Below are 25,493 nucleotides of genomic sequence, written 5' to 3'. Positions count from 1 at the left end.
AAGGCGGCAGGGGCGAAGTGGTCCGGAGGTTATGGCCATCATTGGACCTTCGAGACAGGCCACCTCGCGCCTAGGGTCAGGGGCATGACGACGATCGACGACGCCGGTGTCCTCCGTGGGCTGCATGTGCCCGGAACGCCCGTGATCCTGCCCAACGTCTGGGACGCCGCCTCCGCGCGCGCCGTCCAGGAGGCCGGCTTCCCCGCCGTGGCGACCGGCAGCGCCGCCGTCGCCCGGGTCCTCGGCCACGAGGACGGCGAGCGCGTCCCGGTGGACGAGATGATGTCCGCCGTGGCCCGCATCGCCCGCGCGGTGGACGTGCCGGTCACCGCCGACGTCGAGCGCGGCTACGGTCTCAAGCCCGCCGAGCTGGCCGAACGCCTCCTGGCGGCCGGCGCGGCCGGCTGCAACCTGGAGGACAGCGACCCGCGCACCGGCGAGCTGATCGAGCCGGGCGAGCAGGCGGACTTCCTGGCAGAGGTGCGGGCGGCGGCGGGCCAGGCACTGGTGATCAACGCCCGCGTGGACACCTACCTGCACGGCTCGACCTCACGGGAGCAGGCGCTCGCGCGGGCGGAGCGCTACCTGGAGGCGGGGGCCGACTGCGTCTACCCCATCACGCTCGCCGACGAGGACGAGATCCGCGCCCTGGTGACCGCGCTCGGCGGCCGGCCCGTGAACGTGCTGTTCCGGCCGGGCGCGCCGAGCCTCGCGCGGCTGGCCGAGCTGGGCGTGGCGCGCGTCAGCTTCGGGGCCGGCCTGCACCGGCTCGCCCACGCCCACACCGTGGCGCTGCTGGCCAAGGTCAAGGCGGGCGGCAGCCCCTTCTGAGCGGCCCTCGCGAGCGGCGGGCGGTGACGGGCCGCGTACGCTTGCGCTCGTGCTTGCCGCCGCGGCCGTCTGCCCGCAAACCCCGCTGATCGTGACCGGGATGCCCCGGCTCCGCGCCGCCTGCGACGCCGCCGTCCAAGGCGTGCTCGCCGCCCGTCCCGACGTGCTGATCGTGGTGGGCGGGGCCGCGGAAACCGAGGCGTACGCGGGCGGCGCGGCGGGCAGCCTGCGCCCCTGGGGCCTGGACGCCGGCGCGGGCACGGGCGAGCCCGTCCTGCCGCTGTCGCTGACCGTGGGCCGCTGCCTCCTCGACGGGCACGTGCCCCACGCCTGCCAGGCCGTGGGCTTCGACGCCGCGCCGGCCGAGTGCCTGGCGCTCGGCGAGAAGCTGGCCGCGTCCGGCGAACGGGTGGGGCTGCTGGTGCTCGCCGACGGCTCGGCCTGCCTGACGCCGAAGGCGCCCGGCAGGTACGACGAGGCCGCCGGCCCGTTCGACGACCGGGTGGCGCGGGCGCTCGACGCCGCCGACCCGGCCGCGCTCGCCGCACTCGACCCAGCGGAGGCCGACCGGTTGTGGGCCACCGGCCGCGCCGCCCTCCAGGTGCTCGCCGGGGCCGCCACCGGCGCCACGCCGCGCGGCAGGCTGCTGGAGCGCGACGCCCCCTACGGCGTCGGCTACTTCGCCGCGCTGTGGGACTGACGCCGCGGCACCGGCACCTTCATGAGGTCGCGGGCCAGCACGACCTCCCCGTCGTAGCTGCGCCGCACCTCGGCGACGAACGCGGGCTCGTCGTCGAAGCCGTACCGTTCGGAGAAGTGCGTGAGCACCAGCCGCCGCACGCCCGCGTCGGCCGCCACGAGGCCCGCCTCGTACGCCGTCAGGTGCCCGTACTCCTTGGCGAGCGCGCTCTCCCCCGACAGGAACGTGGCCTCGATGACCAGCAGGTCGGCCCCGTTGGCCAGCTCGAAGACGGTGTCGCAGAGCCGGGTGTCCATGACGAAGGCGACGGCCTGCCCCGGCCGGGGCTCGCTGCACTCCTCCAGCGTGACGCCGCGTACGGAGCCCTTGCGCTGCAGCTCGCCGACCTCGGGGCCGCGGATGCCGTGGGCGGCGAGCCTGGCGGGCAGCATGCGGCGGCCGGGCGGCTCCTGGACGCGGTAGCCGTACGACTCCACGGGGTGGGACAGGCGGCGCGCGGTCAGCGGCCCGATCGCGGCCAGCGGGCCGGAGACGGGATGCTCGGAGATCACGTCGGTGTCGGCGAAGGCGGCGGCGTGCCGCAGCCGCCGCCAGTACGTCGTCCCGGAGGCCGGGAACACCGCCCGCACCGGATGCCGCACCCGGTCGCGGGCGATGCGCTGCACGACGCCGGGGACGCCGAGGCAGTGGTCGCCGTGGAAGTGCGTGACGCAGAGCCAGTGCACGTCGTTCGCGCGCGCCCCGGCGTGCACCATCTGCCGCTGCGTGCCCTCGCCGGGGTCGAAGAGGAAACCCTGACCGTCCCAGCGCAGAAGGTAGCCGTTGTGGTTACGGTGTCGGGTGGGAACGGCGCTGGAGGTGCCGAGCACCACGAGCTCACGAGAGGACATGATGACCATCACTGAGACCGGCGCGGCGGGCACGGTGGCGCTGGCCGAGGTGCCGACGCCGGTGGGCGCGTTCACGCTGGCCGTCACGGAGACGGGACTCGTGGCGTCGGGCTGGGGCTCCGGCGCGGGCCTGGCGGAGCGGCTCGGGCTGGTCGAGGTGCATGATGCGGATCGTACGGCCTCGGCCGTCGCCGAGCTCGACGCGTATTTCGCCGGGGAGCTGCGCGCCTTCCGCACGCCGATCGACTGGCGGCTGATGGCGGGGTCGCGGCTGCGGGTGCTCCAGGCGCTGCACGCGGTGCCGTACGGGTCCGCCGTCACCTACGGCGAGCTGGCGAAGCTCAGCGGCACGAGCGTGCCCGCCCGGGGCATCGGCTCCATCATGGGCTCCAACCCGATCCCGATCATCGTGCCCTGCCACCGGGTGATCGCGGGCACCGGGCTCGGCGGGTTCAGCGGCGGCGTGGGCGTGGAGACCAAGCGGTGGCTGCTCACCCACGAGGGCTACCTGCAGCCGACCCTGCTGGATCTCTGAGCGGCTCGGACACCCCCCGGCCTCCGACAGACTGGTGCGTGTGCGCCAGCAGCCTGTCATCGCCGTCGTCGGCCCCACCGCGGCCGGGAAGTCCGACCTCGCCGTGGAGCTCGCCCTCCGCCTCGGGGGCGAGTGCGTCAACGCCGACTCCATGCAGCTCTACCGGGGCATGGACATCGGCACCGCGAAGCTGACGCCCGCCGAGATGCGCGGCGTGCCGCACCACCTGCTGGACATCTGGGACGTCACGGTCACCGCGAGCGTGGCCGAGTACCAACGGCTGGCGCGTGAGGTGTTCGACAAGGTCGCGACGCCGGTGCTGGTCGGCGGCAGCGGCCTCTACGTCCGGGCGGCGCTCGACGACCTGGAGTTCCCCGGCACCGACCCCGAGATCCGGGCCCGGCTGGAGGCCGAGCTGGCCGAGCGCGGCCCGGCCCCGCTGTACGAGCGGCTGCGCGGCCTCGACCCGGCCGCCGCCGCGGCGATCCTGCCCGGCAACGGCCGCCGCATCGTGCGGGCGCTGGAGGTGATCGAGCACTCGGGCCGGCCGTTCTCGGCCACGATGCCGTCGTACGACGCCCTCTACCCGAGCGTCCAGATCGGCCTGGACGTGCCGCGCCCCGAGCTGGACGAGCGGATCGAGCTCCGGGTGGACCGGATGTGGGCGGCGGGCCTGGTGGAGGAGGTGCGCGCGCTGCTCGGTCAGGGCCTGGCCGAGGGCCGTACGGCCGGCCGCGCGCTCGGCTACGCGCAGGTGATCCGTTTCCTGAACGGCGAGTGGAGCGAGGAGCAGGCCCGGGCCGAGACGGTGCGGGCGACCAGGCGTTTCGCCCGCCGCCAGGAGTCGTGGTTCAGGCGCGATCCGCGGGTGCGGTGGCTGCCGTACGACGCCCCTGATCTTGTCGAGCGCTCCCTCGCCGAGCTCCCCGGACACCCCGCACCCTAAACTTGCAATATGCGCTTCCTGAAGGGTCACGGCACCGAGAACGACTTCGTCATCCTGCCCGATCACGACGGCGAGCTGGACGTGACGGCCGCGCTCGTCGCCAGGATCTGCGACAGGAGGGCGGGACTCGGGGCCGACGGCGTGCTCCGGGTGGTGCGCACCAAGCGGAGCCACGAGGTGGCCGGGCAGGCGTCCGCCGCGGAGTGGTTCATGGACTACCGCAACGCCGACGGCAGCATGGCCGAGATGTGCGGCAACGGCGTGCGCGTCTTCGCCCGCTACCTCATCGACGCGGGACTCGCCGACTCCTCCGGGTTCGCCGTCGCCACGCGGGGCGGCCTGCGCCAGGTCCACCTGGAGCCGAACGGCGACGTCACGGTCGACATGGGCAAGCCGAACGTGCTCGGCGAGAGCACGGCCCACGTGGGCGGCATCGACTATCCCGGCATGCGGATCGACATGGGCAACCCGCACCTGGCCTGCCCCATCGGCGATCCGGTCGCCCAGCTCGACCTCACGCACCAGCCCGGCTTCGACACCGGCGTCTTCCCGAGCGGCGTCAACATCGAGCTGTTCAACCCAGTGGGCGTCAGCCGCGCGGTGATGCGCGTCTTCGAGCGCGGCTCGGGAGAGACCCGCGCGTGCGGCACGGGCGCGGTGGCGACGGCGGTCGCGGCGGCGGCCCTGTCGGGCGACACCACCGGCACGTGGACGGTGGAGGTGCTCGGCGGCACGCTCACCGTCATCCTCGAAGAGGAGACGAGCTACCTGTCCGGGCCGGCGGTGATCGTGGCCAGCGGCGAGCTCATGCTTGCAGAATGATATTCTGCTGAGGCATGCTGGGTCTTATTCCCGAACCGAGAGGTGGGGCATGGCAGACCCGCGCACGACCGCAGTCCAGGTGAAAGCGCCCATCGGGCAGCTCGGCGGCGGCTTCATGGTCTCCCGGGAGGCCAAAGCCGCCTGCGAGGAGCACGGCCTCGGCCCCCGCGAGCTCTACTTCCGCGGCCGCTGCGGCGTGCTCGGCGAGTGCGACGCCGACGTGGTCCACTCCGTCGCCGTCTTCTTCCCGCGCGAGCACGTCGAGGAGAGCTGGAACGGCGGCCGCAAGCTCGCCGCCGACCGCGCCGTCGAGGTCTACGCCGAGGTGTGCCGCGCCTGGGGCCGGCGCAAGCTGGGCGGATACGAGGGCTGCGCCAGGATCGCCGAGCTGCTGGAGCCGGTGGTCGCCGCGGCGTCGTCCGTGGGCGCGCCGCTGTTCGCCGGCTGGCGGGCGGTGCCGCTCGCCGACGACCCGCCGGCCCGCGCCGTCCAGCTCATGCACTGCGTACGTGAACTGCGCGGCGGCCTGCACGCCAACGTCGTGCTCGCCGCCGGGCTGCACCCGCTGGAGGCCACGCTCGCCGCCGAGCACGACACGACCCCGTTCGGACAGGCCACCGGCACCCGGATCGCCCAGTTCTTCTCCTGGCCGGAGCCCTACCCCGAGCCGACTCCTGAGCTCATGGCCCGCCGGGCCGAGGCCGAGGAGCGCACCGACGATCTCATGGCGCCGGTCTTCTCCGTGCTCGGCGCCAGCGAATCGGACGAGCTGATCGGCCTTCTGCGTTTTGGGCACGCTCGTTGACCTGGCAGACTGACTGCCCATGGACGTGGACATCTGGGCCTGGGTCGGCGACACCCAGCAGCAGCTTTCCGAGGCGGGCAACGTTGGCCTCGCCATGGCGCTGGGAGACCTTCCCGCACAGGCCTATGAGGGCCGATACCCGCAGCTCGACGTCATGGCCCCCGCCATCGCGCAGCAGGCCGAGACCCTTGAGCTGCCCTGGCTGGAGTTCTACGCCCGCTACTGGCACCTCGTCGGCCGCATCGGCGACCGCGCCCAGGGCGCGGTCGCGCTCGACGACGCGCGGCAGCTGCTGGCGTTCGCCCAGCGCGAAGACGTGCGCGAGTGCCCGTCCGCCCCGGCGGCGGTCGAGGCCCTCGCCATCGCCCTGGCCAACACCGACGGCCCCGGCTACGCCACCGAGCGCCTGGAGACGCTGGGCGCCCACCTGGAGGCCCTGAGCCCCGAGCGGCCCGCCTTCACCGGCCTCGTCACCCAATACGTCGCCGCGCTGATCGACGCCGGCAAGGCGGACGAGGCCGTCAGCTACGCCGAGTCCGCCACCGAGCGGCTGCGCACCGCCGGCCGCGCGCCGAGCTGGGAGCTCGGCGCCGAGCACGCCCGCGCGCTGCTGGCCGCGGGCCGCGCCGAGGCCGCGCTCGACGCCCTGCAGGCCGCCTCCGGCCACCAGCCCGACGACCCGGTGGCCAAGGAGCACCGCGACGGCGTGCGCCGGGCGCTGATCCTCGCCACGCTCGGCCGGGTCGCCGAGGCCGTCGACGCGCTGCCCGACCTCGACGTGGTCGGCGAGCACCCGCGCGTGTTCGTCGAGTGGTCGCGCGCGGTCGCCCTGATGGCCGGCTCCGCGCAGATCACCAACACCTGGCAGCTCGGCCGGGTGCTGCGCCAGTGGATCGACTACTTCGGCATGATGGGCGGCTACCGCGCCCGGGTCGAGCTCGCGCTGATCGCCGGCGACCTCGCCGTCGGCCGCAAGGGCGTCTGGCAGGCCAGGCTGCTGGCCGACGTCGCCGAGTCCGGCACCGCCGAGCTGCGCGCGAGCGACGACCTCGCCGAGCGCATCGCCGCGCTGCGGGCCGCCGCCGACGCCACCGCCGAGCACGAGGCCCCCGGCACGCTGGAGGAGCGGGTGGGCCTGTTCGACGCGGCCGACGGCTTCAACGCCGACCCCGAGAAGTGGGTGGGCTGGCTGGCGCCGCTGTCCGGCGACGACATCGAGGCGACCCGCCGCCACACCACCACGCTGGGCTTCCTCGGCTACCCCGCGGCCGGCGCCGACATCTACTGGAAGACCCTCGTCGACACCGGAAAGATCGGCGAGGCCGACGCCGACGACGTCGCCTACCTCACCACCCTGCTCATCGAGGCCCGCCAGGACGAGCGGCTGGAGCAGATGGCCGCGCTGCTGCCGCACGCCGCGCAGCAGGTCGCGCTCGCCCGCCTGCACAGCGCCCGCGAGCGCTGGCCGGAGGCGCTCGACGCCGCCGAGCACGCCGTCGCGGCCGGGGCCGGCATCGACGCCCGCCGCCTGCTGTCCGGCGCCGCCCAGCAGCTCGACCAGAACGCCAGGGCCGCCCAGGTGCTGGTGGAGGTCCTCGACGAGCTGGCCGACGAGGACGTCTGGCGCATGATCGTCATGGCCACCTCCGCCGAGGACTGGGACATCGTCCGCAAGGGCGCCGCCAAGATCGGCATGCCGGTCAAGTCCAAGGAGGGCCCGATCGAGGAGGAGATGGGCCTCATCCGGGTCATCCTCCCCGCGCCCGACGGCGGCCAGCGCCAGGTGCTGTCCATCCGCACCGGCCCCGCCACCGCCCGGCTGGCCCTGCCGCAGCCGCGCGGCATGGACTACAACGCCGGCGACCTGGTCGTCTTCGACCCGCAGCTGCTGGAGCCGGTGCCCGACGACCCGCAGGAGCAGCAGAACTTCGTGCCGCCGTTCGCGGCCGTACGCATCCTGCGCCCCGGCGGCTACACCAGCTACTTCTTCGACGGCGCCGCGCCGAGCGAGTCCGACTGGGCCGAGTTCACCGAGGTCATGGCCGAGCGGGGCTGGCCGATGTGGGTCTACAGCGACGAGAACTACAAGGTCACCCACCCCACCTCGGGCGAGCCGCTGCCGGGCGTGTTCGGCTGGGTCGCGGTGCCGCCGGACGTCAGCCCGCAGGAGGTCGACGCCCTGCTCGACGACGCCACCGAGCGGTGGGTGCACCCGCTGGCCTGGCTCGACCTCGCCCGCGAGATCGACGTCGAGGTCGGCCGGCACGAGCGCATCGTCAAGGAATACGGCCTGTAGGCGAAAACGGAGAAGGGCGGCGCGGGTGCTGGAGCGGTTCCGTCTGGACGGGAAGGTGGCGATCGTCACCGGAGCCTCGTCCGGGCTCGGGGTGGCCTTCGCCCGCGGCCTGGCCGAGGCGGGCGCCGACGTCGTGATCGGCGCCCGGCGCGCCGACCGCCTGGAGAAGACGCGGCGGCTGGTCGAGGAGACCGGCCGCCGGTGCCTGGTCGTGCCCGCCGACGTGGCGAAGCCCGAGGACTGCGAGGCGCTCGCCGCCGCCGCGGTCGAGGGTCTCGGCGGGGTCGACGTGTTAGTCAACAACGCCGGGCTCGGCACCGCCGTCCCCGCGCTGAAGGAGACGCCCGCCGAGTTCCGCCAGGTGGTCGAGGTCAACCTGATGGGCGCCTACTGGATGGCGCAGGCGTGCGCGCGGGTGATGCGGCCGGGCTCGTCGATCGTCAACATCGGCAGCGTGCTGGCCGAGAGCACCGCCGGGCTGCCGCAGGCCGCCTACACCGCCTCCAAGGCGGCGCTCGCCGGGCTGACCCGCGACCTCGCGCAGCAGTGGACGGGGCGGCGCGGCATCCGGGTCAACTGCCTGGAGCCGGGGTTCTTCGCCTCCGAGATGACCGACCAATACCGGCCCGGCTACCTGGAGCAGATGGTGGACGCGCGGGTGGTCATGCGGCGGCCGGGCGACCCCGCCGAGCTGGTGGCGGCCGCCGTGTTCCTGGCGAGCGAGGCGTCCTCCTACGTCACCGGCGTCGTCCTCCCGGTGGACGGCGGCTTCCTGCTCACGTAGGCGTGCTGCTCGTTCATTCGTTGAGCAGGTCGTGTTGGGCGGCGAGGACGCCGGCGTGGAAGCGGGTGCGGGCGCCGAGGCGTTCGCAGAGCACCTGGATGCGGCGTTGCACCGTGCGCGGGCTGAGGCCGAGCTGGCGGGCGATGGCGTCGTCCTTCATGCCGCCGGCGAGCAGGGCGAGCACCTCGGCGTCGGGAGCCCTGGGCCGGCCGTCGGGCTGGAGGCGGTCCTCGGACAGGCGCAGCGGCACGGCCGCCCGCCACAACGTCTCGAAGAGCCCGACCAGGGCGTCCAGCAGCGCTGACGGGTGCACGACGAGCGCGCTCTCGACGGCCAGGTCCTCGTCCGAGGCCAGCGGCAGGATGGCGGTGCGGGCGTCGGCGACGGCCAGCTTGACCGGCACCTCGCCGAGCCTGGCCTTCTCGCCACCGGCGACGGCGCGGCGGATGTGGGCGAGCATGCCGGGCTGCTCGAAGGCGAGCGGGCTGTAGATGCCGCGGACGACGGGCGCTCCCCTGAGGGCGGCGCGGCGGGAGGGCCGGCGGCCGTCGCCGATGTCCACCGCGTACGGCGGATGCACCAGCACCAGCAGCTCCCGGGTGGCGTCGCGTTCGAGCTGGAGGTAGCGGCGGGCGACGGCGTCGCGCCCGGTCACCACCTCCAGCACCTCCTCCGGCTGCGGCCCGCCGCGCCCGGCGGCCTCGGTGGCCAGCAGCTCGGCGGCGGCGCGGCTGTGGGTCAGCTCCTCCTGGCGGCGGGCGACGAGGATGTCGACGGCGATGTCCGGCGGGGTGGCGACGAGCCGGAGCGGCCGGCCGGCGACGCGGGAGGTGAGCCCGAGGTCCTCGAGGCGGGGCAGCACGCGGCGGACGGCGGCGGCCGAGGAGCCGGTCTCGGCGGCCAGCTCGCCGAGGGTCGCGGGGCCGTGCCGGAGCAGGGCCCGGTAGGCCGTCTCCTCGGCGACGGTGACCCCCAGCCCTTCCAGTAAGCGCCGCTGCGCCATGCCGACCTCTCTGAACAGGCCATGATCCATCACGAGCGTACGGCGGGCCGGCTCCGGCGGTCCACAGGCGGACGGAGGTCTTGTTCGAGGGGCGGGCGGCCATCTATGGTCGTTGCGTAGTCCGGTGCGTGTTGCGCATTAAGGAACAACCGGAGGCGCCATGAGTCGGCCCCGCTTGGTGATCATCGGCGCCGGGATCGTCGGGTGCGCCCTGGCCGACGAGCTCACCGACCGCGGCTGGACCGACGTCACCGTGCTGGAGCAGGGGCCGCTGTTCGCGGCGGGCGGATCCAGCTCGCACGCGCCCGGCCTGGTCTTCCAGACCAACCCCGCCAAGACGATGACCGAGTTCGCCGCCTACACCGTGCGCAAGTACACGGCGCTCGGCGAGCACTGCTTCCGCCAGGTGGGCGGCCTGGAGGTGGCCACCACCCCCGAACGCTGGGCCGACCTGCACCGCAAGCTCGGCTGGGCCGAGTCGTGGGGCGTCGAGGGCCGGCTGCTCGACGCCGACGCCTGCGTGGAGCTGTGGCCGCTGCTGGACCGTACGAAGGTGTTCGGGGGCTTCCACGTGCCCACGGACGGACTCGCCGCGGCGGTCGCCTGCGGCGAGACGCAGGCGGCGCGGGCGAGCGAGCGCGGCGCGCGCTTCCTGGAACGGCACACGGTCGTCGGCATCGAGCAGCACGGCGGCCGGGTCACCGGCGTGTCGGTGCTGACCGGCGGGGAGCACCGGACGATCCCCGCCGACGTGGTGGTGTGCGCGGCCGGCTTCTGGGGGCCGTCGATCGGGAAGCTGGCCGGCCTGACGGTGCCGCTGCTGCCGCTCGCCCACCAGTACGCCAAGTCGGGCCCGCTCGACCTGGGCCGCCCCGGCCCCATCCTCCGCCACCAGGACCGCGACCTGTACTTCCGGCAGCACGGCGACCGCATCGGCATCGGCTCCTACGCCCACCGCCCCATGCCGGTCACCCAGGAGGAGATCCCGGCCAAGGGCACGGTGATGCCGTCGGTGCAGGCGTTCACCGAGGAGGACTTCGAGCCGGCCTGGCGGGACGCCGTCGAGCTGCTGCCCGCGCTCGGCGGCTCCGCGTACGAGGACGGCATCAACGGCGTCTTCTCCTTCACCCCCGACGGCTTCCCGCTGATCGGCGAGGCGCCGCACCTCGACGGCTTCTGGCTGGCCGAGGCCGTGTGGGTGACGCACTCGGCGGGAGTCGCGCGGGCGGTGGCCGAGCTGCTGGTGGACGGGACGTCCGGGTTCGACCTGCACGAGTGCGACCTGGCCAGGTTCGAGCAGGCGCAGCTCTCGCCCGCCTTCGTCGAGGAGCGCGGCAAGCAGAACTTCGTCGAGGTCTACGACGTCATCCATCCGCTGCAGCCGATGGAGTCGCCGCGGCCGCTGCGCACCAGCCCGTTCCACGTGCGGCAGCGGGAGCTGGGGGCGTACTTCCTGGAGGGGTCCGGCTGGGAGCGGCCGCAGTGGTTCGAGGCGAACGCGCCGCTGCTGGAGAGCCTGTCGGACGAGCCGTTGCTGGGCGCGGCGCAGCGGGACGCCTGGGCGAGCCGCTACTGGTCGCCGGTCGCGGCCGCCGAGTCGCACGCGACCAGGGAGCGCGTGGCGCTCTACGACATGACCCCGCTCAAGCGGATCGAGGTGAGCGGCCCGGGCTCGGCGGCGTTCCTGCAGCGCATGACCACGAACAACGTGGACAGGAAGCCCGGCTCGGTCACCTACACCCTGCTGCTGGACGCCAGGGGCGGCATCCGCTCGGACCTGACCGTCGCCCGCCTGGCCGAGGAGCGCTTCCAGATCGGCGCGAACGGCAACCTCGACCTCGACTGGCTCTCCCGGCACGCGCCGGGCGGCGTACAGGTGCGCGACATCACGCCCGGCACCTGCTGCGTCGGGGTGTGGGGGCCGCAGGCGAGGGAGCTGGTGCAGCCGCTGACGGACCTGGACCTGTCGAACGAGGGCTTCCGCTACTTCACCTGCAAGTCCGGATATGTCGGGCACGTTCCGGTGCTGGCCCTGCGGGTGTCGTACGTCGGCGAGCTGGGCTGGGAGCTCTACACCACCGCCGACATGGGGCTCAAGCTGTGGGACACCCTCTGGGCCAGAGGGCTCGCGGTCGCCGGCGGGCGGGCCGCGTTCACCAGCCTGCGGGTGGAGAAGGGCTACCGTCTGTGGGGGGTGGACATGACGAGCGAGCACAACCCGTACGAGGCGGGGCTCGCCTTCGCCGTCCGCGACGACAAGGACTTCCTCGGCCGCGACGCCCTGCGCCGCGAGGTCACCCGCAAGCTGGTCCCGCTGCTCAGCGCCGAGGTCGTCATGGGCAAGGAGCCCGTACGGCACGGCGGCCGCATCGTCGGCCACGTCACCAGCGCCGCCTATGGCCACACCGTCCAGCGCCCGATCGCCTACGCCTGGCTGCCGGCCGAGCTGGCGGTTCCCGGGACACAAGTCGATATTTCCTACTTCGGCCGCCGCGTTCCCGCGGAGGTCGCCGCCGAGCCACTGTACGACCCCGGGATGGAGAAGATCAGGCGTTGACCCGGCCCCGCACCCACCCCGACTTCCTCTGGCGCGACCCCGACCCGCGCCAGTCCTACGACGTGGTGATCGTCGGCGGCGGCGGCCACGGCCTGGCCACCGCCTACTACCTGGCCAGGAACCACGGACTGACCAACGTCGCCGTCCTGGAGAAGGGCTGGCTGGCCGGCGGCAACATGGCCCGCAACACCACGATCATCCGCTCCAACTACCTGTGGGACGAGAGCGCCGCCATCTACGAGCACTCGCTCAAGCTGTGGGAGGGGCTGAGCGAGGAGCTGGACTACGACCTGCAGTTCAGCCAGCGCGGCGTGCTCAACCTGGCGCACAGCCTGGGCGACGTGCGCGAGGGCCGCCGCCGGGTCGAGGCCAACCGGCTCAACGGCGTGGACGCCGAGTGGCTGGACGCCGCCGAGGTGAAGAAGTTCTGCCCGATCATCGACGTCTCCGACCGGCCCAGGCACCCGGTCTTGGGCGCGACGCTGCAGCGGCGCGGCGGCATCGCCAAGCACGACCACGTGGCGTGGGCGCTGGCCCGGCAGGCGGACGCGTACGGGATCGACCTCATCCAGGGCTGCGAGGTCACCGGCTTCGAGATCACCGGCGGCCGGGTCGCGGCCGTGCGCACCTCGCGCGGCCGGATCGCGGCCGGCAAGGTGGCGCTGGCCGCCGCCGGGCACACGTCGGTGCTGGCGGAGCTGGCCGGGTTCCGGCTGCCGCTGCAGTCGCACCCGTTGCAGGCGCTGGTGTCGGAGCTGCTGGAGCCGGTGCTGGACTGCGTGGTGATGTCGAACGCCGTCCACGTCTACGTGAGCCAGGCGCACAAGGGCGAGCTGGTCATGGGGGCGGGCATCGACGCGTACAACTCCTACGGCCAGCGCGGCGGCGTGCACGTGATCGAGGCGCAGATGGCGGCGGCGCTGGAGCTGTTCCCGATCTTCAGCCGGGTGCGCGTGCTGCGCACCTGGGCCGGCATCGTGGACGTCTCCCCCGACGCCTCCCCGATCATCGGCCGCACGCCGGTCGAGAACCTTTTCATCAACGCGGGCTGGGGCACCGGCGGCTTCAAGGCCACCCCGGGCTCCGGCTGGGTGTACGCCGACACGATCGCGCACGGCCGCCCGCACCCGCTCGCCGAGCCGTTCGCGCTGGAGAGGTTCACCACGGGGGCGCTCATCGACGAGCACGGCGCGGCGGCGGTGGCGCACTGATGCTGCTCATCCCCTGCCCCTTCTGCGGCCCGCGCGACGAGACCGAGTTCCGCTACGGCGGCCAGGCCGGCATCGCCTACCCGGCAGGCGAGACCACGGACGCCGAGTGGGCCGAGTACGTCTTCATGCGCGACAACCCCAAGGGCTGGTTCCACGAGCGCTGGTTCCACGCGCACGGCTGCCGCACCTGGTTCACGGTCGAGCGGCACACGGTCACGCAGGAGATCAGATGAGATTCACCTTCGACGGCCGCGCCTACCGGGGCGAGCCGGGCGACACGCTGGCCGCCGCGCTGCTGCGGGGCGGGGTGCGCGTGGTCGGCCGGAGCGTGGAGCTGGGCCGCCCGCGCGGCGTCTTCACCGCCGGCCCCGAGGAGCCGAACGCGCTGGTCCGCGTGGGCGCCGACCCCATGCTCGCGGCCACCACGGTCGAGCTGTACGACGGGCTGGAGGCGTGGAGCCTGCGCGGCAAGGGCAGCGTCGACCCGGACGCGCGGGACGAGCGCCGCTGCGACAAGGGCTACCTGCACTGCGACGTGCTCGTGGTCGGCGGCGGCCCGGCCGGGCTGGCGGCCACGGCGGCCGCCGGGCGGGCCGGCGCGCGGGTGATCCTCGTGGACGACCAGCCGCGGCTCGGCGGGGACCTGCTGAACAGCCGGGTCACCCTGGACGGCCGGCCCGCCCTGGAGTGGGTGGCCGGCCTGGAGCTGCCCGCCCGCGTGCTGACCAGGACCACCGCCGTCGGCTACTACGACCACGACTACGTGGTCGCCGTGGAGCGGCGGCCGCGCGGCGAGCGGCTGTGGCACATCAGGGCGCGGCGGGTGGTGCTGGCGACGGGCGCGCACGAGCGCTCGCTCGCCTTCCCCGGCAACGACCGGCCTGGGGTGATGCTCGCCTCGGCCGCCCGCGCGTACGCCAACCGATACGGCGTGCGGGCCGGACGGCGGGCGGTGGTGTTCGCCTGCGCCGACTCCGGCTACGAGGCCGCCCGCGACCTGGCGGACGCCGGGGTGGAGGTGCTGGCGATCGTGGACCCGCGGCCCGGCCCGCCGCCCGTCGAGGGGGTGGAGGTGCTGGCCGGGCAGGTCGTGACGGGCACCTCAGGCGACGCTGAGGGCGTGCTGACCGGCGTACGGGCGGGTGACCGGGAGTTCGCGTGCGACCTGCTGGCCGTCGCGGGCGGCTGGAACCCGGCGGTGCAGCTGTTCAGCCAGTCCCAGGGCCGGCTCCGCTACGACGAGGAGCTGCTGGCCTTCGTGCCGGGCACGTCCGCGCAGGCCGAGCGGTCGGCCGGGGCCTGCCGCGGGCTCTACGGCACGAGCGAGGCCATCGCCGACGGGTACGCCGCCGGGGCCGAGGCGGCCGGGAGCTCCTGGGACGGGTCGCGCGTCCCCGAGGACGACCGGCGGCCCGAGCGCCCGCCGGCGGCCGTCTGGTCCGTGAGCAGTTCTTCTCCGGAGCCCGCCTTCGCCGACCTGCACCGGGACGTGACCGTGGGCGACCTGGCCAGGGCCACCGGGGCCGGGCTGCGTTCGGTGGAGCACGTCAAGCGCTACACGACCGCGGGCACCGGCGCCGACCAGGGCAAGACGTCGGGCGCGGTGGTCGTGGGCGTGATGGCCGCCCTGCTGGGGGCGGCGCCGGGGCAGGTGGGGACGACGACGTTCCGGCCGCCGTACACGCCGGTGTCCTTCGCCACGCTGGCCGGGCGCGACCGGGGTGAGCTGTCCGACCCAGTCAGGACCACGGCCATGCACGACGCGCACGTCGCGCTCGGGGCCGTGTTCGAGGACGTCGGTCAGTGGAAGCGCCCCTGGTACTTCCCGCGCGGGGGCGAGACGATGGCGGCGGCCGTGCGGCGCGAGTGCGAGGCCGCGCGCACCGGCGTGGCCGCCATGGACGCCTCCACGCTCGGCAAGATCGACGTCCGGGGCGCGGACGCGGGCGCCTTCCTCGACCGGATCTACACGAACCTCTACTCCACGCTGCCCGTCGGCGCCTGCCGCTACGGGCTGATGTGCGGCGCGGACGGCATGGTGTTCGACGACGGCACGATGACCCGGCTGGCCGAGACGCACTACCTCATGACCACGACCACCGGCAACGCCGCCGCCGTGCTCGACTGGCTGGAGGAGTGGCATCAGACCGAGTGGCCGGAGCTGGAGGTGTCGTTCACCTCGGTGACCGACCACTGGGCGACGGTCGCGGTGGCCGGGCCGCGGGCCCGCGAGGTGATCGCCGCCGTCGCGCCCGGCGCGGTGGACCTGGCGTTCATGCGGTACGCCGAGACCGACGTGCTCGGGGTGACCGGGCGGGTGTTCAGGATCAGCTTCTCGGGCGAGCTGGCGTACGAGGTGAACGTGCCCTGGCGGCACGGCCGGGCGCTGTGGGAGGCGGTGCTCGACCTCGGCGCGGTGCCGTACGGGACCGAGACCATGCACGTGCTGCGCGCCGAGAAGGGCTTCGCCATCGTCGGCCAGGACACCGACGGCACCGTGACGCCGCAGGACCTCGGCATGTCATGGATCGTCTCCTCCCGCAAGCCCGACTTCGTCGGCAAGCGCTCCCACGCCCGCCCGGACACCGCCCGCCCCGGCCGCAAACGCCTGGTCGGCCTGCTGCCCGACGACCCGGCGACGGTCGTGCCCGAAGGCGCGCAACTCGTCCGCACGCCGGCGCCCGCCGACGGCGGGACGCTCGGGCAGCTCACCCCCGGCAACGGCACACTCCCGCTCGGGCAGGTCGCCTCCGGAGACGGCACGCCGCCGCTGGGGCACGTCACCTCCGGCTACGCGAGCGCGGCGCTCGGCCGTGGCTTCGCGCTCGCCCTGGTCAGGGACGCCGAGCCGGGCGACCGGCTCACCGCCGTGTGCGACGGCGCGGCCCACCCCGTCACCGTCTGCTCCCCCGTCTTCCTCGATCCGGGCAACGACCGCCGCGACGGCCTCCCGCTGACCGTGGAAGTGGGCCCCTACCAGGGGGAGCCGCGGCCCGCCGAGAGCCCGGCCGCCGCGTTCGCCGCCCGCTTCCAGGCGGCGAGCACCCCGGCCGCGCGGCTGCGCGAGATCGCCTTCGAGCCCATGTGGGAGGTCCGGGGGGCAGACCCCGGGATGGGCCTCGCGCTGGGCCCGTCCTGGTGGCTCGTCACCGGGAACGTCGCTCCCGGCCCGGAATGGGTGGACGTGTCGGACCAGCGGACGATCCTGGAGCTGTCCGGCCCCGCGGCCGACGACGTCCTGATCACCGGCTGCCCGCTCGACCTGCATCCGTCGGTGTTCCCCGGCCACGCCCAGACCTTCCTGGGGCAGGCGTCCGTGCTGCTGGAGCGGCGGGCCGCGGACACGTACCGGATCCATGTGCGGTCGTCGTTCACCCGTTATCTCGCGGAATGGCTACTCGACGCTCTTGAGGGCATTTATCCCTAAGCTTTACGAAAACCTTGAGTTTCGGGAGTTCGACGTGCGCGTACGGGCGTTGGTGGCGGGTCTGTCCACGGTGGCGGTGCTGGCGACAGGGTGCGGCGAGCTGGACGCCCAGCTCTCCACCGGTAACTCCTCCGACAAGGCGTCCAAGCCCGACTCGGCCTCGATCTCCGACGCCCGCAAAAAGCTCGCCAAGCTCCAGGTCAAGGGCCGCGCCCCGCGCACCGGCTTCGACCGCGACAAGTTCGGCCCCTCCTGGGCCGACGTCGACCGCAACGGCTGCGACACCCGCAACGACATTCTCAAGCGCGACCTGGAGGACGAGACCTTCAAGTCCGGCACGCACGACTGCATCGTGCTCACCGGCACGCTGAAGGACCCCTACAGCGGCAAGACGATCAAGTTCAAGCGCGGCCAGGACACCAGCACGGCCGTCCAGATCGACCACCTCATCCCGCTCTCGGACGCCTGGCAGAAGGGCGCCCAGCAGTGGTCGGCCACCAAGCGCAAGGAGTTCGCCAACGACCCGCTGAACCTCCAGGCCACGGACGGCCCGCTGAACGGCCAGAAGAGCGACTCCGACGCCGCCACCTGGCTGCCGCCGCTCAAGTCCTACCGCTGCACGTACATCGCCCGCCAGATCGACGTCAAGGCGAAGTACGACGTCTGGGTCACCGCCGCCGAGAAGTCGGCCATGGAGACCATCCTCGACGACTGCTGAGCCGCCGTCAGGTGAGGGAGCAGCCGCTCGCCGCCGGGGCGGGAGCGGGAGCCGGGCGGCCGATGGTCGGCATGCCGAGCATCACGCCGGGAGCGGCCCCCGAGCCGCCCTGCCGGGCCTCCCAGGCGTCGCCGGCGCGGGTGCGGCGCAGCGCGCGCACCGGGCCGTCGGCCACCAGGTGGTGCGGCGCCGCGTACGTCACCTCGACCGTCACCAGGTCACCCGGCCGCGGCGTCTCGTCACCGGCGGCGAAGTGGACCAGGCGGTTGTCGGGGGCGCGGCCGGACAGGCGGCGCGTGGCGTCGTCCTTGCGGCCCTCGCCCTCGGCGACCAGCACGTCGAGGGTGCGGCCGACCTGCTTCTTGTTCTCCTCCCAGGAGATCTCCTCCTGCAGCGCGACCAGCCGCTCGTAGCGCTCCTGGACGACCTCCTTCGGCACCTGGTCGGGCATGGTGGCCGCCGGGGTGCCGGGGCGGATGGAGTACTGGAAGGTGAAGGCGTTGGCGAAGCGGCTCTGCCGCACCACGTCGAGCGTGCCCTGGAAGTCCTCCTCGGTCTCGCCGGGGAAGCCCACGATGATGTCGGTGGAGATCGCCGCGTCGGGCATGGCGGCGCGCACCCGCTCGATGATGCCGAGGTAGCGCTCGGCGCGGTAGGAGCGGCGCATCGCCTTCAGCACCCGGTCGGAGCCCGACTGGAGCGGCATGTGGAGCTGGTGCATGACGTTGGGCGTCTCGGCCATGGCGGCGATCACGTCGTCGGTGAACGCGGCCGGGTGCGGCGAGGTGAAGCGCACCCGCTCCAGGCCCTCGACGTCACCGCAGGTGCGCAGCAGCTTGCCGAAGGCGAGCCGGTCGCCGAACTCGACGCCGTAGGTGTTGACGTTCTGGCCCAGCAGCGTGACCTCAAGCACGCCCTGCTCGACCAGCGTGCGCACCTCGGCCAGGATGTCGCCAGGCCGGCGGTCCTTCTCCTTGCCGCGCAGCGACGGCACGATGCAGAAGGTGCAGGTGTTGTTGCAGCCGACCGAGATCGCGACCCAGGCGGCGTAGGCGGACTCGCGCCTGGTGGGCAGCGTGGAGGGGAAGGTCTCCAGCGACTCCTTCAGCTCGACCTGCGCCTCGCCCTCGACGCGGGCCCGCTCCAGCAGCACCGGCAGCGAGCCGATGTTGTGGGTGCCGAACACCACGTCCACCCAGGGCGCCTTGCGGACGATCTCGCCCTGGTCCTTCTGCGCCAGGCAGCCGCCCACCGCGATCTGCATGCGCGGGTTGCGGACCTTGGCGGGGCGGAGGTGGCCGAGGTTGCCGTAGAGGCGGTTGTCGGCGTTCTCCCGCACGGCGCACGTGTTGAACACGACCACGTCGGCGGTCTCGCCGCCGGACGCGGGCACGTAGCCGGCCTCCTCCAGCAGGCCGGAAAGCCGCTCGGAGTCGTGGACGTTCATCTGGCACCCGTATGTGCGCACTTCGTACGTGCGGGCGCCCTCCTGGGTCACAGTCATGGCACATTCCAGGGTAGTCGTTGTCCGGCTCCCGACGGTCCGTACCGATCTAAAAGGCCAGCTTGACGGCCGGATGTGATCGGATCGGTACCGCTCGGTTAGTGACCAGCGTCCTGGAGGCCCGTACGGTTCTACCCATGACGGACAACGGTGACGGCGCTCCACTCGTACGGTTGGAGAACGTCAACAAACACTTCGGGGCGCTGCACGTCCTGAAGGACATCAACTTGACCGTCTTCCGGGGCGAGGTCCTGGTCGTCATCGGCCCATCGGGGGGCGGGAAGTCGACCCTCTGCCGGACCGTCAACCGGCTGGAGACGATCGACGGAGGCCGCATCGTCTTCGACGGTCAGCCTCTTCCGGAGGAGGGCAAGGGGCTGGCCAGACTGCGTTCGGAAGTCGGCATGGTCTTTCAGTCCTTCAACCTGTTCGCGCACAAGACGATCCTGGAGAACGTCACGCTCGGCCCGATCAAGGTGCGCGGCCAGAGCCGCGAGGCCGCCGAGCGGCGGGCCATGGAGCTGCTGGAGCGGGTCGGCATCGCCGCGCAGGCGCAGAAGTACCCCGCGCAGCTCTCCGGCGGCCAGCAGCAGCGGGTGGCGATCGCGCGGGCGCTCGCCATGGAGCCGAAGATGATCCTCTTCGACGAGCCGACGTCCGCGCTGGACCCCGAGATGGTGCAGGAAGTCCTGGATGTCATGGTGAGCCTGGCCCGCGATGGGATGACCATGATGGTGGTCACCCACGAGATGGGCTTCGCCCGCCGGGCGGCGAACCGGGTGGTGTTCATGGCCGACGGCCAGATCGTCGAGGAGAACACCCCCGACGCCTTCTTCGGCTCGCCCCAGACCGACCGGGCCAAGGATTTCCTTTCCAAGATTCTGACGCATTGAGAGAGCCGAGGTAGGACATGCAGTTCCGACGGGTGGGTGTTGCCCTGGCCGCGGCCGGCGCCATGATCGCCGGTCTCACCGCCTGCGGCGGCGGCGAGGCCACCACCGTGTTGCAGAAGGCCAAGGACGAGAAGAAGCTCGTCATCGGCGTGAAGTACGACCAGCCCGGGCTCGGGCTGAAGAAGCCTGACGGCACGGTCGAGGGCTTCGACGTCGATGTGGCCAAGTACATCGCCGGCAAGCTCGGCGTTCCTGAGAGCGGGATCGAGTTCAAGGAGGCCCGCTCGGCCAACCGTGAGAGCTTCCTGAAGCAGGGCCAGGTCGACATGGTGATCGCGACCTACTCGATCACCGAGGCCCGCAAGCCCCAGGTGACCTTCTCCGGGCCCTACTACCTGGCGCACCAGGACTCCCTGATCCGGGCCGACGACTCCTCGATCACCAGCCTGGAGACGCTGAAGGGCAAGAAGGTCTGCCAGGTCAGCGGCTCCAACTCGTGGAAGAACATCACCGAGGGCACCAACAAGCAGAACCTCAAGGTCGAGGCCACCCTCGTCCCCGCGGGCGGCTACGACGAGTGCATCGCCAAGCTCAAGAGCAGCGCCGTCGACGTGGTGACGACCGACGACACGATTCTCGCCGGCTTCGCCAAGCGCGAAGGCTCCAGCGTGAAGGTCGCGGGCGCCCCGTTCACGGACGAGAAGTACGGCGTCGGCCTGAAGAAGGGCGACATCGAGACCTGCAACGAGATCAACAAGATCATCGGTGAGATGTGGTCCGACGGCACGGCCGCCAAGCTCCTGGCGAAGCACTTCGACGGCACCGGACTGAAGATGGAGACCGCGGCGCCCCCCGCCGAGGGCTGCGCCTGATCCCCGTCCAAGACCCGGTCACTCACCGGCGGGCGCGTCAGCGCGCCCGCCGGTGAGCTCCCCTGACGAGGAAAGTCATGGACACCTCCGCCCTTTTTGATTTCTCGCCGCTCGTCCAGGAGCTCGACAAGATCCTCCTCGGGTTCTGGGCGACCATCAGGCTCACCCTGACCAGCGCCGTCATCGCGCTCATTCTCGGCACGATCCTGGTGGCCATGCGGGTCGCGCCGACGCCCGTCCTGCGCTGGGCCGGCGCGGCGTACGTCAACGTGGTGCGCAACACCCCGCTCACCCTCGTGCTGATCCTGTGCGCGCTCGGGCTGAGCGACACGATGCAGCTCACCTTCTCCGGCGACCCCACCACCAACTACTTCTGGTGGGCGGTGGCCGGTCTGTCCGCCTACACCGCGACGTTCGTCTGCGAGGCGCTGCGCTCGGGCATCAACACCGTGTCCATGGGGCAGGCGGAAGCGGCCCGCGCGATCGGCCTGACGTTCACGCAGACGCTGCGGCTCGTGGTGCTGCCCCAGGCGTTCCGTGCGGTCATCTCGCCGCTCGGCAGCATCCTGATCGCGCTCGCCAAGAACACCACGATCGTCATCGTGGCGAGCTACCTCGACGCCGCGGCGCAGATGAAGCAGATGTTCGACGACTACGGCGGCACCATCCCCATCTTCCTGGGCTTCGCCTTCGGTTACATGGTCCTGACCCTTCCCACCGGCTTCCTGTTCGGCTGGCTGGCCAAGCGCATGGCGGTGGCGCGATGAGCACGAACGTCCTGTTCGACGCCCCCGGGCCGCGTGCCCGGCTGCGCAACAACGCGCTCACGCTGCTGTCGGCCGCCGTGCTGCTGTTCATCGCCTACCTGGTCATCTCCACGCTGGGCGAGAAGGGCCAGCTCGACGCGGCCAAGTGGGAGCCGTTCCTGCGCGGCGACACCTGGACCGGGTTCATCCTGCCCGGCCTGGTCGGCACGTTGCAGGCGGCGGTGGTCGCGGCGGTGCTCGCGGTGATCTTCGGCGTGCTGTTCGGCCTCGGCCGGCTCTCCGACCACAAGGTGATCCGTACGGTGTGCGGCGGCGTCGTGGAGTTCTTCCGCGCCATCCCGCTGCTCATCCTCATCTTCTTCGTGCAGGCCGGCCCGGCGACGCTGAGCGGCTACACGATGAGCGTGCCGGCGTTCTGGGCCGTGGTCATCGGCCTGACGCTGTACAACGGGTCGGTGCTGGCGGAGATCGTCCGGGCCGGCATCCTCGCCGTGCCGAAGGGGCAGTCCGAGGCCGCGTACGCCATCGGGCTGCGCAAGTCGCAGGTCATGCGGCTGGTGCTGGTGCCGCAGGCGACGACGGCCATGATGCCGGCGATCGTCAGCCAGATGGTCGTGCTGCTCAAGGACACCGCGCTCGGCTGGATCATCGCCTACGAGGACCTGCTGAACGCCGGGCTCAAGCAGTTCGCGGTCAACTACGGCAACCTCATCCCGAGCGCGATCGTGCTGGCGCTGATCTACGTGCTGATCAACCTGGCACTCGGCGCCCTCGCGCACTGGCTGGAGCGGCGCAGCCGGCGCAGCCGTACGTCCGCGGCGGGCCCGGTCGCGGCTCCCCCGGCCGTCGGCGCCGGAGGGGCCACCGCCACGCTCTGAGGACCTGATCCCCCGGCAGGGAAAGCCCCAAGAAGGGGTCACGGCTCGGTGAGGGCCGCTCGCGTGGCGGCCCTCCCGCGATCTTCGCCACGCACACTTCTCCTGGACGCAGGGAGAGGCCGGTGGTGGAGATGCGGGTCGCGGGGACGCCCCTCTGCCTGGCCGTGTGTCTCGTCTCCTGCGGCTCCGGCGGCTCGTACGCCACCGTCGTGGAAAAGGTCAGGGGCAGCGGACGGGTCACCGTCGGCACCAAGTGGGACCAGCCGGGGCTGGGGCTGAAGCCCGGCACCGGCGAGCCGCAGGGCTTCGACATCGACGTCGCCAAGTACGTCGTCCACGCGCTCGCCCCCGGCGAGGACGTGCGGATCACCTGGCGGGAGACGCCCTCGTCCAGCCGCGAGGCCATGCTCCAGAACGGCGCCGTGGATCTGATCTTCGCCACCTACGCGATCACCGAGGCGCGCAGGCCCAAGGTGACGTTCGGCGGGCCGTACGTGTCGGTGCCCCAGGACACGATGGTCCGCGCCACGGACACCTCGATCCGTACCGTCCAGGACCTGCGCGGCACGCGGCTCTGCCTGGCCAAGGGGTCGAACTCGTACCGGCGGATCGTCGACCCGCCGCCGGACGGCAAGCTGGGCCTGCCGGCGCGCCTGGTGTCCGCCGAGAACTACTCCGACTGCGTACGCAAGCTCGACGCCGGGCAGCTCGACGCGGTGAGCACCGAGAACCTGGTGCTGGCCGGCTACGCGGCGGCCGCCCCCGGGCGGTTCCGGCTGCTCGGCGATCCCATCGGCGAGGAGCGGTGGGGGGTCGGGATCAAGAAGGGGGACACGGCGACCTGCGAGGCGGTGAACGCGGCGGTCGCCGCGATGTGGCGCGACGGGACGGCCACCCGGCTGCTGCGCAAGTGGTTCGGCGACACCGGCCTCCCCCTCCCCTCCGCCCTCCCCCGCCCAGAACCCTGCCCCTGACCCTCCACCGACCCTCTGAGGGCCCCCAGGACCCTCCATCCGCTCCCCTGGCCCTCCCCGCCCCTCTCGGGGCCTCGCCTTCACACCCCGGGTCCTCCGCCGGCTCCTGCGGGAAGCCGTAGCCCTTGACGGAACATGAGCGCAGCTCAGACGGGGGTCGGAAGTGCCGGTGATCTAGGGGGACCTGGCGGCACCGCCGGTGATCTTCCGGCAGGATGCGGGTATGCCTTTCTGGCCCTCCCCCATATCGACGCGAGACGTGGCGGCTTCGGGCACGCGCCCCGCCTGGCCCACCGCCAGGGACGGTCGGGTGTGGTGGACGGAGGACCGCCCCGACGAGGGCGGACGCACCACGATCATCTGCCGCACCCCCGACGGCACCTGCCACGACCTGCTCGCGCCCCCGTGGAACGCCCGCACCAGGGTCCACGAGTACGGCGGCCACCCCTACGCCGTGACCCCCGCGAACGAGGTCGTCTTCGCCAACCTGGAGGACCAGCGGCTCTACCTGCTCGGCGCCGACGGCAAACCGCAGCCCCTCACCCAGGACGGCGCCCGCTACGCCGACCTGCTGGTTCGCGACGGGCAGGTCTGGTGCGTACGCGAGCGGCACACCGACGACGGCACGGTCAGCCGGGCCATCGTGACCGTCCCCCTCGACGGCGACGCCGAGCCCCGCGTACGGGTCACCGGGCACGACTTCTACGCCTCCCCCACCCTGTCCCCCGACGGGCGACATCTCGCCTATGTCTGCTGGAACCACCCCCACATGCCCTGGAACGCCACCGAGGTCCGCGTCACCAGCCTGGAGACCGGCGAGTCATGGCCGGTGAAGGGCGGCCCCGCCGAGTCGGTGCTGGCCCCCTCCTGGCGCGACGACGCCCACCTCTACCTCGTCTCCGACGCCTCCGGCTGGTGGAACCTGTACGAGACCGACCTGCGCGGCGAGGACGTCCGTGCCCTCTGCCCCGCCGAGGAGGAGTTCGCGGCGGCGCCGTGGCAGCTCGGCGGCCTGCCGTACGCGGTGCTCGAAGACGGCCGGCTCGCGGTCCTGCACGGGCGCGGTGACCTGCGGCTCGGCGTGCTCGACCCGGAGTCGGGCACCCTCACCGACCTGGAGACCCCTTTCAGCGGCTGGACCGCCGCGCTGACCGCCGACGGCACGTCCGTCACGGGCGTCGGCTACGCCGCCACGATCCCCCGCTCCGTCGCGACCGTCGACCTCGCCTCGGGCGCCACGACGCCGCTGCGGCCTGACGCCGCCGAACGGCTGCCCGACCCCGCGCTCCTGCCCGTCCCCCGCGCGGTCCTGGTGCCGGGGGGCGAGGAGGTGCACGCCTACCTCTATCCGCCGTACGAGCCCGCCGTCGAGGGCCTTCCCCCGTACGTGATCTTCGTCCACGGCGGCCCGACCTCCCACGCGGGCAGCGCGTTCGACCTGGAGAAGGCGTTCTTCACCACGCGGGGCATCGGCGTGCTCGACGTCAACTACGGCGGCTCGACCGGCTACGGCCGGGCCTACCGCGAGCGCCTGCGCGGCCAGTGGGGCCTGGTGGACGTGGCCGACGTCGTCGCCGCCGCGAAATGGCTGGCCGCCGAGGGGCTCGCCGACCCGGCCAAGATCGCGGTACGCGGCGGCAGCGCGGGCGGCTGGACCGTGATGGCCGCCTGCTGCCGCTCGGACGTCTTCGCCGGCGGGGTGTCCTACTACGGCGTCAGCGCCCTCGGCCCGCTCGTCGCCCACACCCACGACTTCGAATCCCGGTACGTGGAATGGCTCGTCGGCCGCCCCGACCCGGCGGTCTACGCCGAGCGCGAACCGCTCGCCCTGGTCGGCGGCGTCTCCTGCCCCATGCTGCTCCTGCAGGGCCTGGACGATCCCGTGGTGCCGCCGGAGCAGTCGGCGGCCTTCGCCGACGCGCTGTCGGAGCGCGGGGTGGCCTGCACCTATCTGGCTTTCGAGAGCGAGTCACACGGCTTCCGCCGCACCGAGACCCGCACCGCCGCCCTGGCCGCCGAACTCGCCTTCTACCAGCAGATCTTCTCGTGAGGCGCGGGCCCCGGGGCGGCTCCGCTCGGC

22 protein-coding genes are annotated in these 25,493 nt (G+C 72.8%); 19 read left to right on the top strand and 3 right to left on the bottom strand.

Annotation, left to right across the window (positions count from 1 at the left end; translation table 11 throughout):
* Window positions 1-84 precede the first annotated feature (84 nt).
* Together AC27IY_RS23135 and AC27IY_RS23130 are read left to right on the top strand one after the other, a co-directional pair.
* On the top strand, window positions 85-831 hold the full coding sequence (locus AC27IY_RS23135; protein WP_487179141.1) for an isocitrate lyase/PEP mutase family protein: 747 nt from the start codon (window positions 85-87) through the stop codon (window positions 829-831).
* A 49-nt stretch (window positions 832-880) separates the two neighbouring features.
* Window positions 881-1,531, top strand: a complete 651-nt coding sequence (locus AC27IY_RS23130) for a class III extradiol ring-cleavage dioxygenase family protein (protein WP_487179140.1) — start codon at window positions 881-883, stop codon at window positions 1,529-1,531.
* On the opposite strand, the gene AC27IY_RS23125 is transcribed toward AC27IY_RS23130, so the two are convergent.
* Complete coding sequence (locus AC27IY_RS23125; protein ID WP_344204942.1) at window positions 1,507-2,421, bottom strand: ribonuclease Z; 915 nt, start codon at window positions 2,419-2,421, stop codon at window positions 1,507-1,509. The two genes, AC27IY_RS23130 and AC27IY_RS23125, sit on opposite strands and share 25 nt — an antisense overlap.
* Here AC27IY_RS23125 and AC27IY_RS23120 point away from each other — a divergent pair.
* Genes AC27IY_RS23120 through AC27IY_RS23095 form a run of 6 tightly spaced genes read left to right on the top strand, consistent with a single transcriptional unit; the run spans window position 2,420 to window position 8,609 of the window.
* Window positions 2,420-2,956, top strand: coding sequence for a methylated-DNA--[protein]-cysteine S-methyltransferase (locus AC27IY_RS23120; protein WP_449943081.1), 537 nt, complete (start codon window positions 2,420-2,422; stop codon window positions 2,954-2,956). The genes AC27IY_RS23125 and AC27IY_RS23120 overlap by 2 nt on opposite strands.
* 40 nt (window positions 2,957-2,996) lie before the next feature.
* Entirely contained in the window at window positions 2,997-3,902 is a 906-nt protein-coding gene (gene miaA, locus AC27IY_RS23115) for a tRNA (adenosine(37)-N6)-dimethylallyltransferase MiaA (protein ID WP_487179139.1), read from the top strand.
* Window positions 3,903-3,911: 9 nt separating this feature from the next.
* A complete protein-coding gene (gene dapF, locus AC27IY_RS23110) occupies window positions 3,912-4,724 on the top strand; it encodes a diaminopimelate epimerase (RefSeq protein ID WP_344204947.1) in 813 nt (270 codons plus the stop codon).
* 49 nt (window positions 4,725-4,773) lie between these two features.
* On the top strand, window positions 4,774-5,529 hold the full coding sequence (locus AC27IY_RS23105; RefSeq protein WP_487179138.1) for an SCO6745 family protein: 756 nt from the start codon (window positions 4,774-4,776) through the stop codon (window positions 5,527-5,529).
* Window positions 5,530-5,548: 19 nt separating this feature from the next.
* The gene (locus AC27IY_RS23100) at window positions 5,549-7,825 is read left to right on the top strand and encodes a tetratricopeptide repeat protein (RefSeq protein WP_487179137.1); all 2,277 of its coding nucleotides are present in this window, start codon (window positions 5,549-5,551) and stop codon (window positions 7,823-7,825) included.
* A gap of 25 nt (window positions 7,826-7,850) precedes the next feature.
* Window positions 7,851-8,609, top strand: coding sequence for an SDR family NAD(P)-dependent oxidoreductase (locus AC27IY_RS23095; RefSeq protein ID WP_364451047.1), 759 nt, complete (start codon window positions 7,851-7,853; stop codon window positions 8,607-8,609).
* Window positions 8,610-8,622: 13 nt separating this feature from the next.
* On the opposite strand, the gene AC27IY_RS23090 is transcribed toward AC27IY_RS23095, so the two are convergent.
* On the bottom strand, window positions 8,623-9,642 hold the full coding sequence (locus AC27IY_RS23090; RefSeq protein WP_487179136.1) for a helix-turn-helix domain-containing protein: 1,020 nt from the start codon (window positions 9,640-9,642) through the stop codon (window positions 8,623-8,625).
* Window positions 9,643-9,772: 130 nt separating this feature from the next.
* On the opposite strand from AC27IY_RS23090, the gene AC27IY_RS23085 reads away from it, so the two are divergent.
* From AC27IY_RS23085 to AC27IY_RS23065, 5 genes are read left to right on the top strand one after another with little or no spacing between them, the layout of a single operon-like run.
* Window positions 9,773-12,169, top strand: coding sequence for a GcvT family protein (locus AC27IY_RS23085; RefSeq protein ID WP_487179135.1), 2,397 nt, complete (start codon window positions 9,773-9,775; stop codon window positions 12,167-12,169).
* On the top strand, window positions 12,166-13,380 hold the full coding sequence (locus tag AC27IY_RS23080; protein ID WP_487179134.1) for a sarcosine oxidase subunit beta family protein: 1,215 nt from the start codon (window positions 12,166-12,168) through the stop codon (window positions 13,378-13,380). The genes AC27IY_RS23085 and AC27IY_RS23080 overlap by 4 nt, the downstream gene beginning before the upstream one ends.
* Window positions 13,380-13,613: a sarcosine oxidase subunit delta gene (locus AC27IY_RS23075; RefSeq protein WP_423473630.1), complete on the top strand. Its 234-nt coding sequence runs from the start codon at window positions 13,380-13,382 to the stop codon at window positions 13,611-13,613. The genes AC27IY_RS23080 and AC27IY_RS23075 overlap by 1 nt, the downstream gene beginning before the upstream one ends.
* A complete protein-coding gene (locus tag AC27IY_RS23070) occupies window positions 13,610-16,807 on the top strand; it encodes a 2Fe-2S iron-sulfur cluster-binding protein (RefSeq protein WP_487179133.1) in 3,198 nt (1,065 codons plus the stop codon). The genes AC27IY_RS23075 and AC27IY_RS23070 overlap by 4 nt, the downstream gene beginning before the upstream one ends.
* 34 nt (window positions 16,808-16,841) lie before the next feature.
* Complete coding sequence (locus AC27IY_RS23065) at window positions 16,842-17,525, top strand: HNH endonuclease family protein (RefSeq protein WP_423445276.1); 684 nt, start codon at window positions 16,842-16,844, stop codon at window positions 17,523-17,525.
* 7 nt (window positions 17,526-17,532) lie between these two features.
* Here AC27IY_RS23065 and miaB read toward each other — a convergent pair whose 3' ends face one another.
* Complete coding sequence (gene miaB, locus AC27IY_RS23060; RefSeq protein WP_487179132.1) at window positions 17,533-19,029, bottom strand: tRNA (N6-isopentenyl adenosine(37)-C2)-methylthiotransferase MiaB; 1,497 nt, start codon at window positions 19,027-19,029, stop codon at window positions 17,533-17,535.
* 137 nt (window positions 19,030-19,166) lie between these two features.
* On the opposite strand from miaB, the gene AC27IY_RS23055 reads away from it, so the two are divergent.
* From AC27IY_RS23055 to AC27IY_RS23030, 6 genes are all read left to right on the top strand, one after another.
* On the top strand, window positions 19,167-19,922 hold the full coding sequence (locus AC27IY_RS23055; RefSeq protein WP_344204963.1) for an amino acid ABC transporter ATP-binding protein: 756 nt from the start codon (window positions 19,167-19,169) through the stop codon (window positions 19,920-19,922).
* 17 nt (window positions 19,923-19,939) lie between these two features.
* A complete protein-coding gene (locus AC27IY_RS23050; RefSeq protein WP_364451022.1) occupies window positions 19,940-20,794 on the top strand; it encodes a glutamate ABC transporter substrate-binding protein in 855 nt (284 codons plus the stop codon).
* 77 nt (window positions 20,795-20,871) lie between these two features.
* Window positions 20,872-21,561: an amino acid ABC transporter permease gene (locus tag AC27IY_RS23045; protein WP_423473637.1), complete on the top strand. Its 690-nt coding sequence runs from the start codon at window positions 20,872-20,874 to the stop codon at window positions 21,559-21,561.
* Window positions 21,558-22,439 (top strand): amino acid ABC transporter permease, encoded by an 882-nt coding sequence (locus AC27IY_RS23040; RefSeq protein ID WP_329583062.1) that lies wholly within the window; start codon window positions 21,558-21,560, stop codon window positions 22,437-22,439. Before AC27IY_RS23045 ends, AC27IY_RS23040 begins: the two co-directional genes overlap by 4 nt.
* A 131-nt stretch (window positions 22,440-22,570) precedes the next feature.
* The gene (locus AC27IY_RS23035) at window positions 22,571-23,413 is read left to right on the top strand and encodes a glutamate ABC transporter substrate-binding protein (protein ID WP_487179201.1); all 843 of its coding nucleotides are present in this window, start codon (window positions 22,571-22,573) and stop codon (window positions 23,411-23,413) included.
* Between the two features lie 310 nt (window positions 23,414-23,723).
* Complete coding sequence (locus AC27IY_RS23030; RefSeq protein WP_487179131.1) at window positions 23,724-25,463, top strand: S9 family peptidase; 1,740 nt, start codon at window positions 23,724-23,726, stop codon at window positions 25,461-25,463.
* Window positions 25,464-25,493 lie beyond the last annotated feature (30 nt).

The organism is Nonomuraea sp. B208, from assembly GCF_057536035.1.
Note: the sequence above shows the minus strand (reverse complement) of the source record. Positions and strands in the feature narration are given on the sequence as shown.

Bases quoted from the DNA above. Each gene is read 5' to 3' on its own strand.
- AC27IY_RS23135 (WP_487179141.1), top strand. From the start codon at position 85: ATGACGACGATCGACGACGCCGGTGTCCTCCGTGGGCTGCATGTGCCC.
- AC27IY_RS23120 (WP_449943081.1), top strand. From the start codon at position 2,420: ATGATGACCATCACTGAGACCGGCGCGGCGGGCACGGTGGCGCTGGCC.
- AC27IY_RS23125 (WP_344204942.1), bottom strand. From the start codon at position 2,421: ATGTCCTCTCGTGAGCTCGTGGTGCTCGGCACCTCCAGCGCCGTTCCC.
- dapF (WP_344204947.1), top strand. From the start codon at position 3,912: ATGCGCTTCCTGAAGGGTCACGGCACCGAGAACGACTTCGTCATCCTG.
- AC27IY_RS23105 (WP_487179138.1), top strand. From the start codon at position 4,774: ATGGCAGACCCGCGCACGACCGCAGTCCAGGTGAAAGCGCCCATCGGG.
- AC27IY_RS23100 (WP_487179137.1), top strand. From the start codon at position 5,549: ATGGACGTGGACATCTGGGCCTGGGTCGGCGACACCCAGCAGCAGCTT.
- AC27IY_RS23090 (WP_487179136.1), bottom strand. From the start codon at position 9,642: ATGGATCATGGCCTGTTCAGAGAGGTCGGCATGGCGCAGCGGCGCTTA.
- AC27IY_RS23085 (WP_487179135.1), top strand. From the start codon at position 9,773: ATGAGTCGGCCCCGCTTGGTGATCATCGGCGCCGGGATCGTCGGGTGC.
- AC27IY_RS23075 (WP_423473630.1), top strand. From the start codon at position 13,380: ATGCTGCTCATCCCCTGCCCCTTCTGCGGCCCGCGCGACGAGACCGAG.
- AC27IY_RS23070 (WP_487179133.1), top strand. From the start codon at position 13,610: ATGAGATTCACCTTCGACGGCCGCGCCTACCGGGGCGAGCCGGGCGAC.
- miaB (WP_487179132.1), bottom strand. From the start codon at position 19,029: ATGACTGTGACCCAGGAGGGCGCCCGCACGTACGAAGTGCGCACATAC.
- AC27IY_RS23055 (WP_344204963.1), top strand. From the start codon at position 19,167: ATGACGGACAACGGTGACGGCGCTCCACTCGTACGGTTGGAGAACGTC.
- AC27IY_RS23050 (WP_364451022.1), top strand. From the start codon at position 19,940: ATGCAGTTCCGACGGGTGGGTGTTGCCCTGGCCGCGGCCGGCGCCATG.
- AC27IY_RS23045 (WP_423473637.1), top strand. From the start codon at position 20,872: ATGGACACCTCCGCCCTTTTTGATTTCTCGCCGCTCGTCCAGGAGCTC.
- AC27IY_RS23040 (WP_329583062.1), top strand. From the start codon at position 21,558: ATGAGCACGAACGTCCTGTTCGACGCCCCCGGGCCGCGTGCCCGGCTG.
- AC27IY_RS23035 (WP_487179201.1), top strand. From the start codon at position 22,571: ATGCGGGTCGCGGGGACGCCCCTCTGCCTGGCCGTGTGTCTCGTCTCC.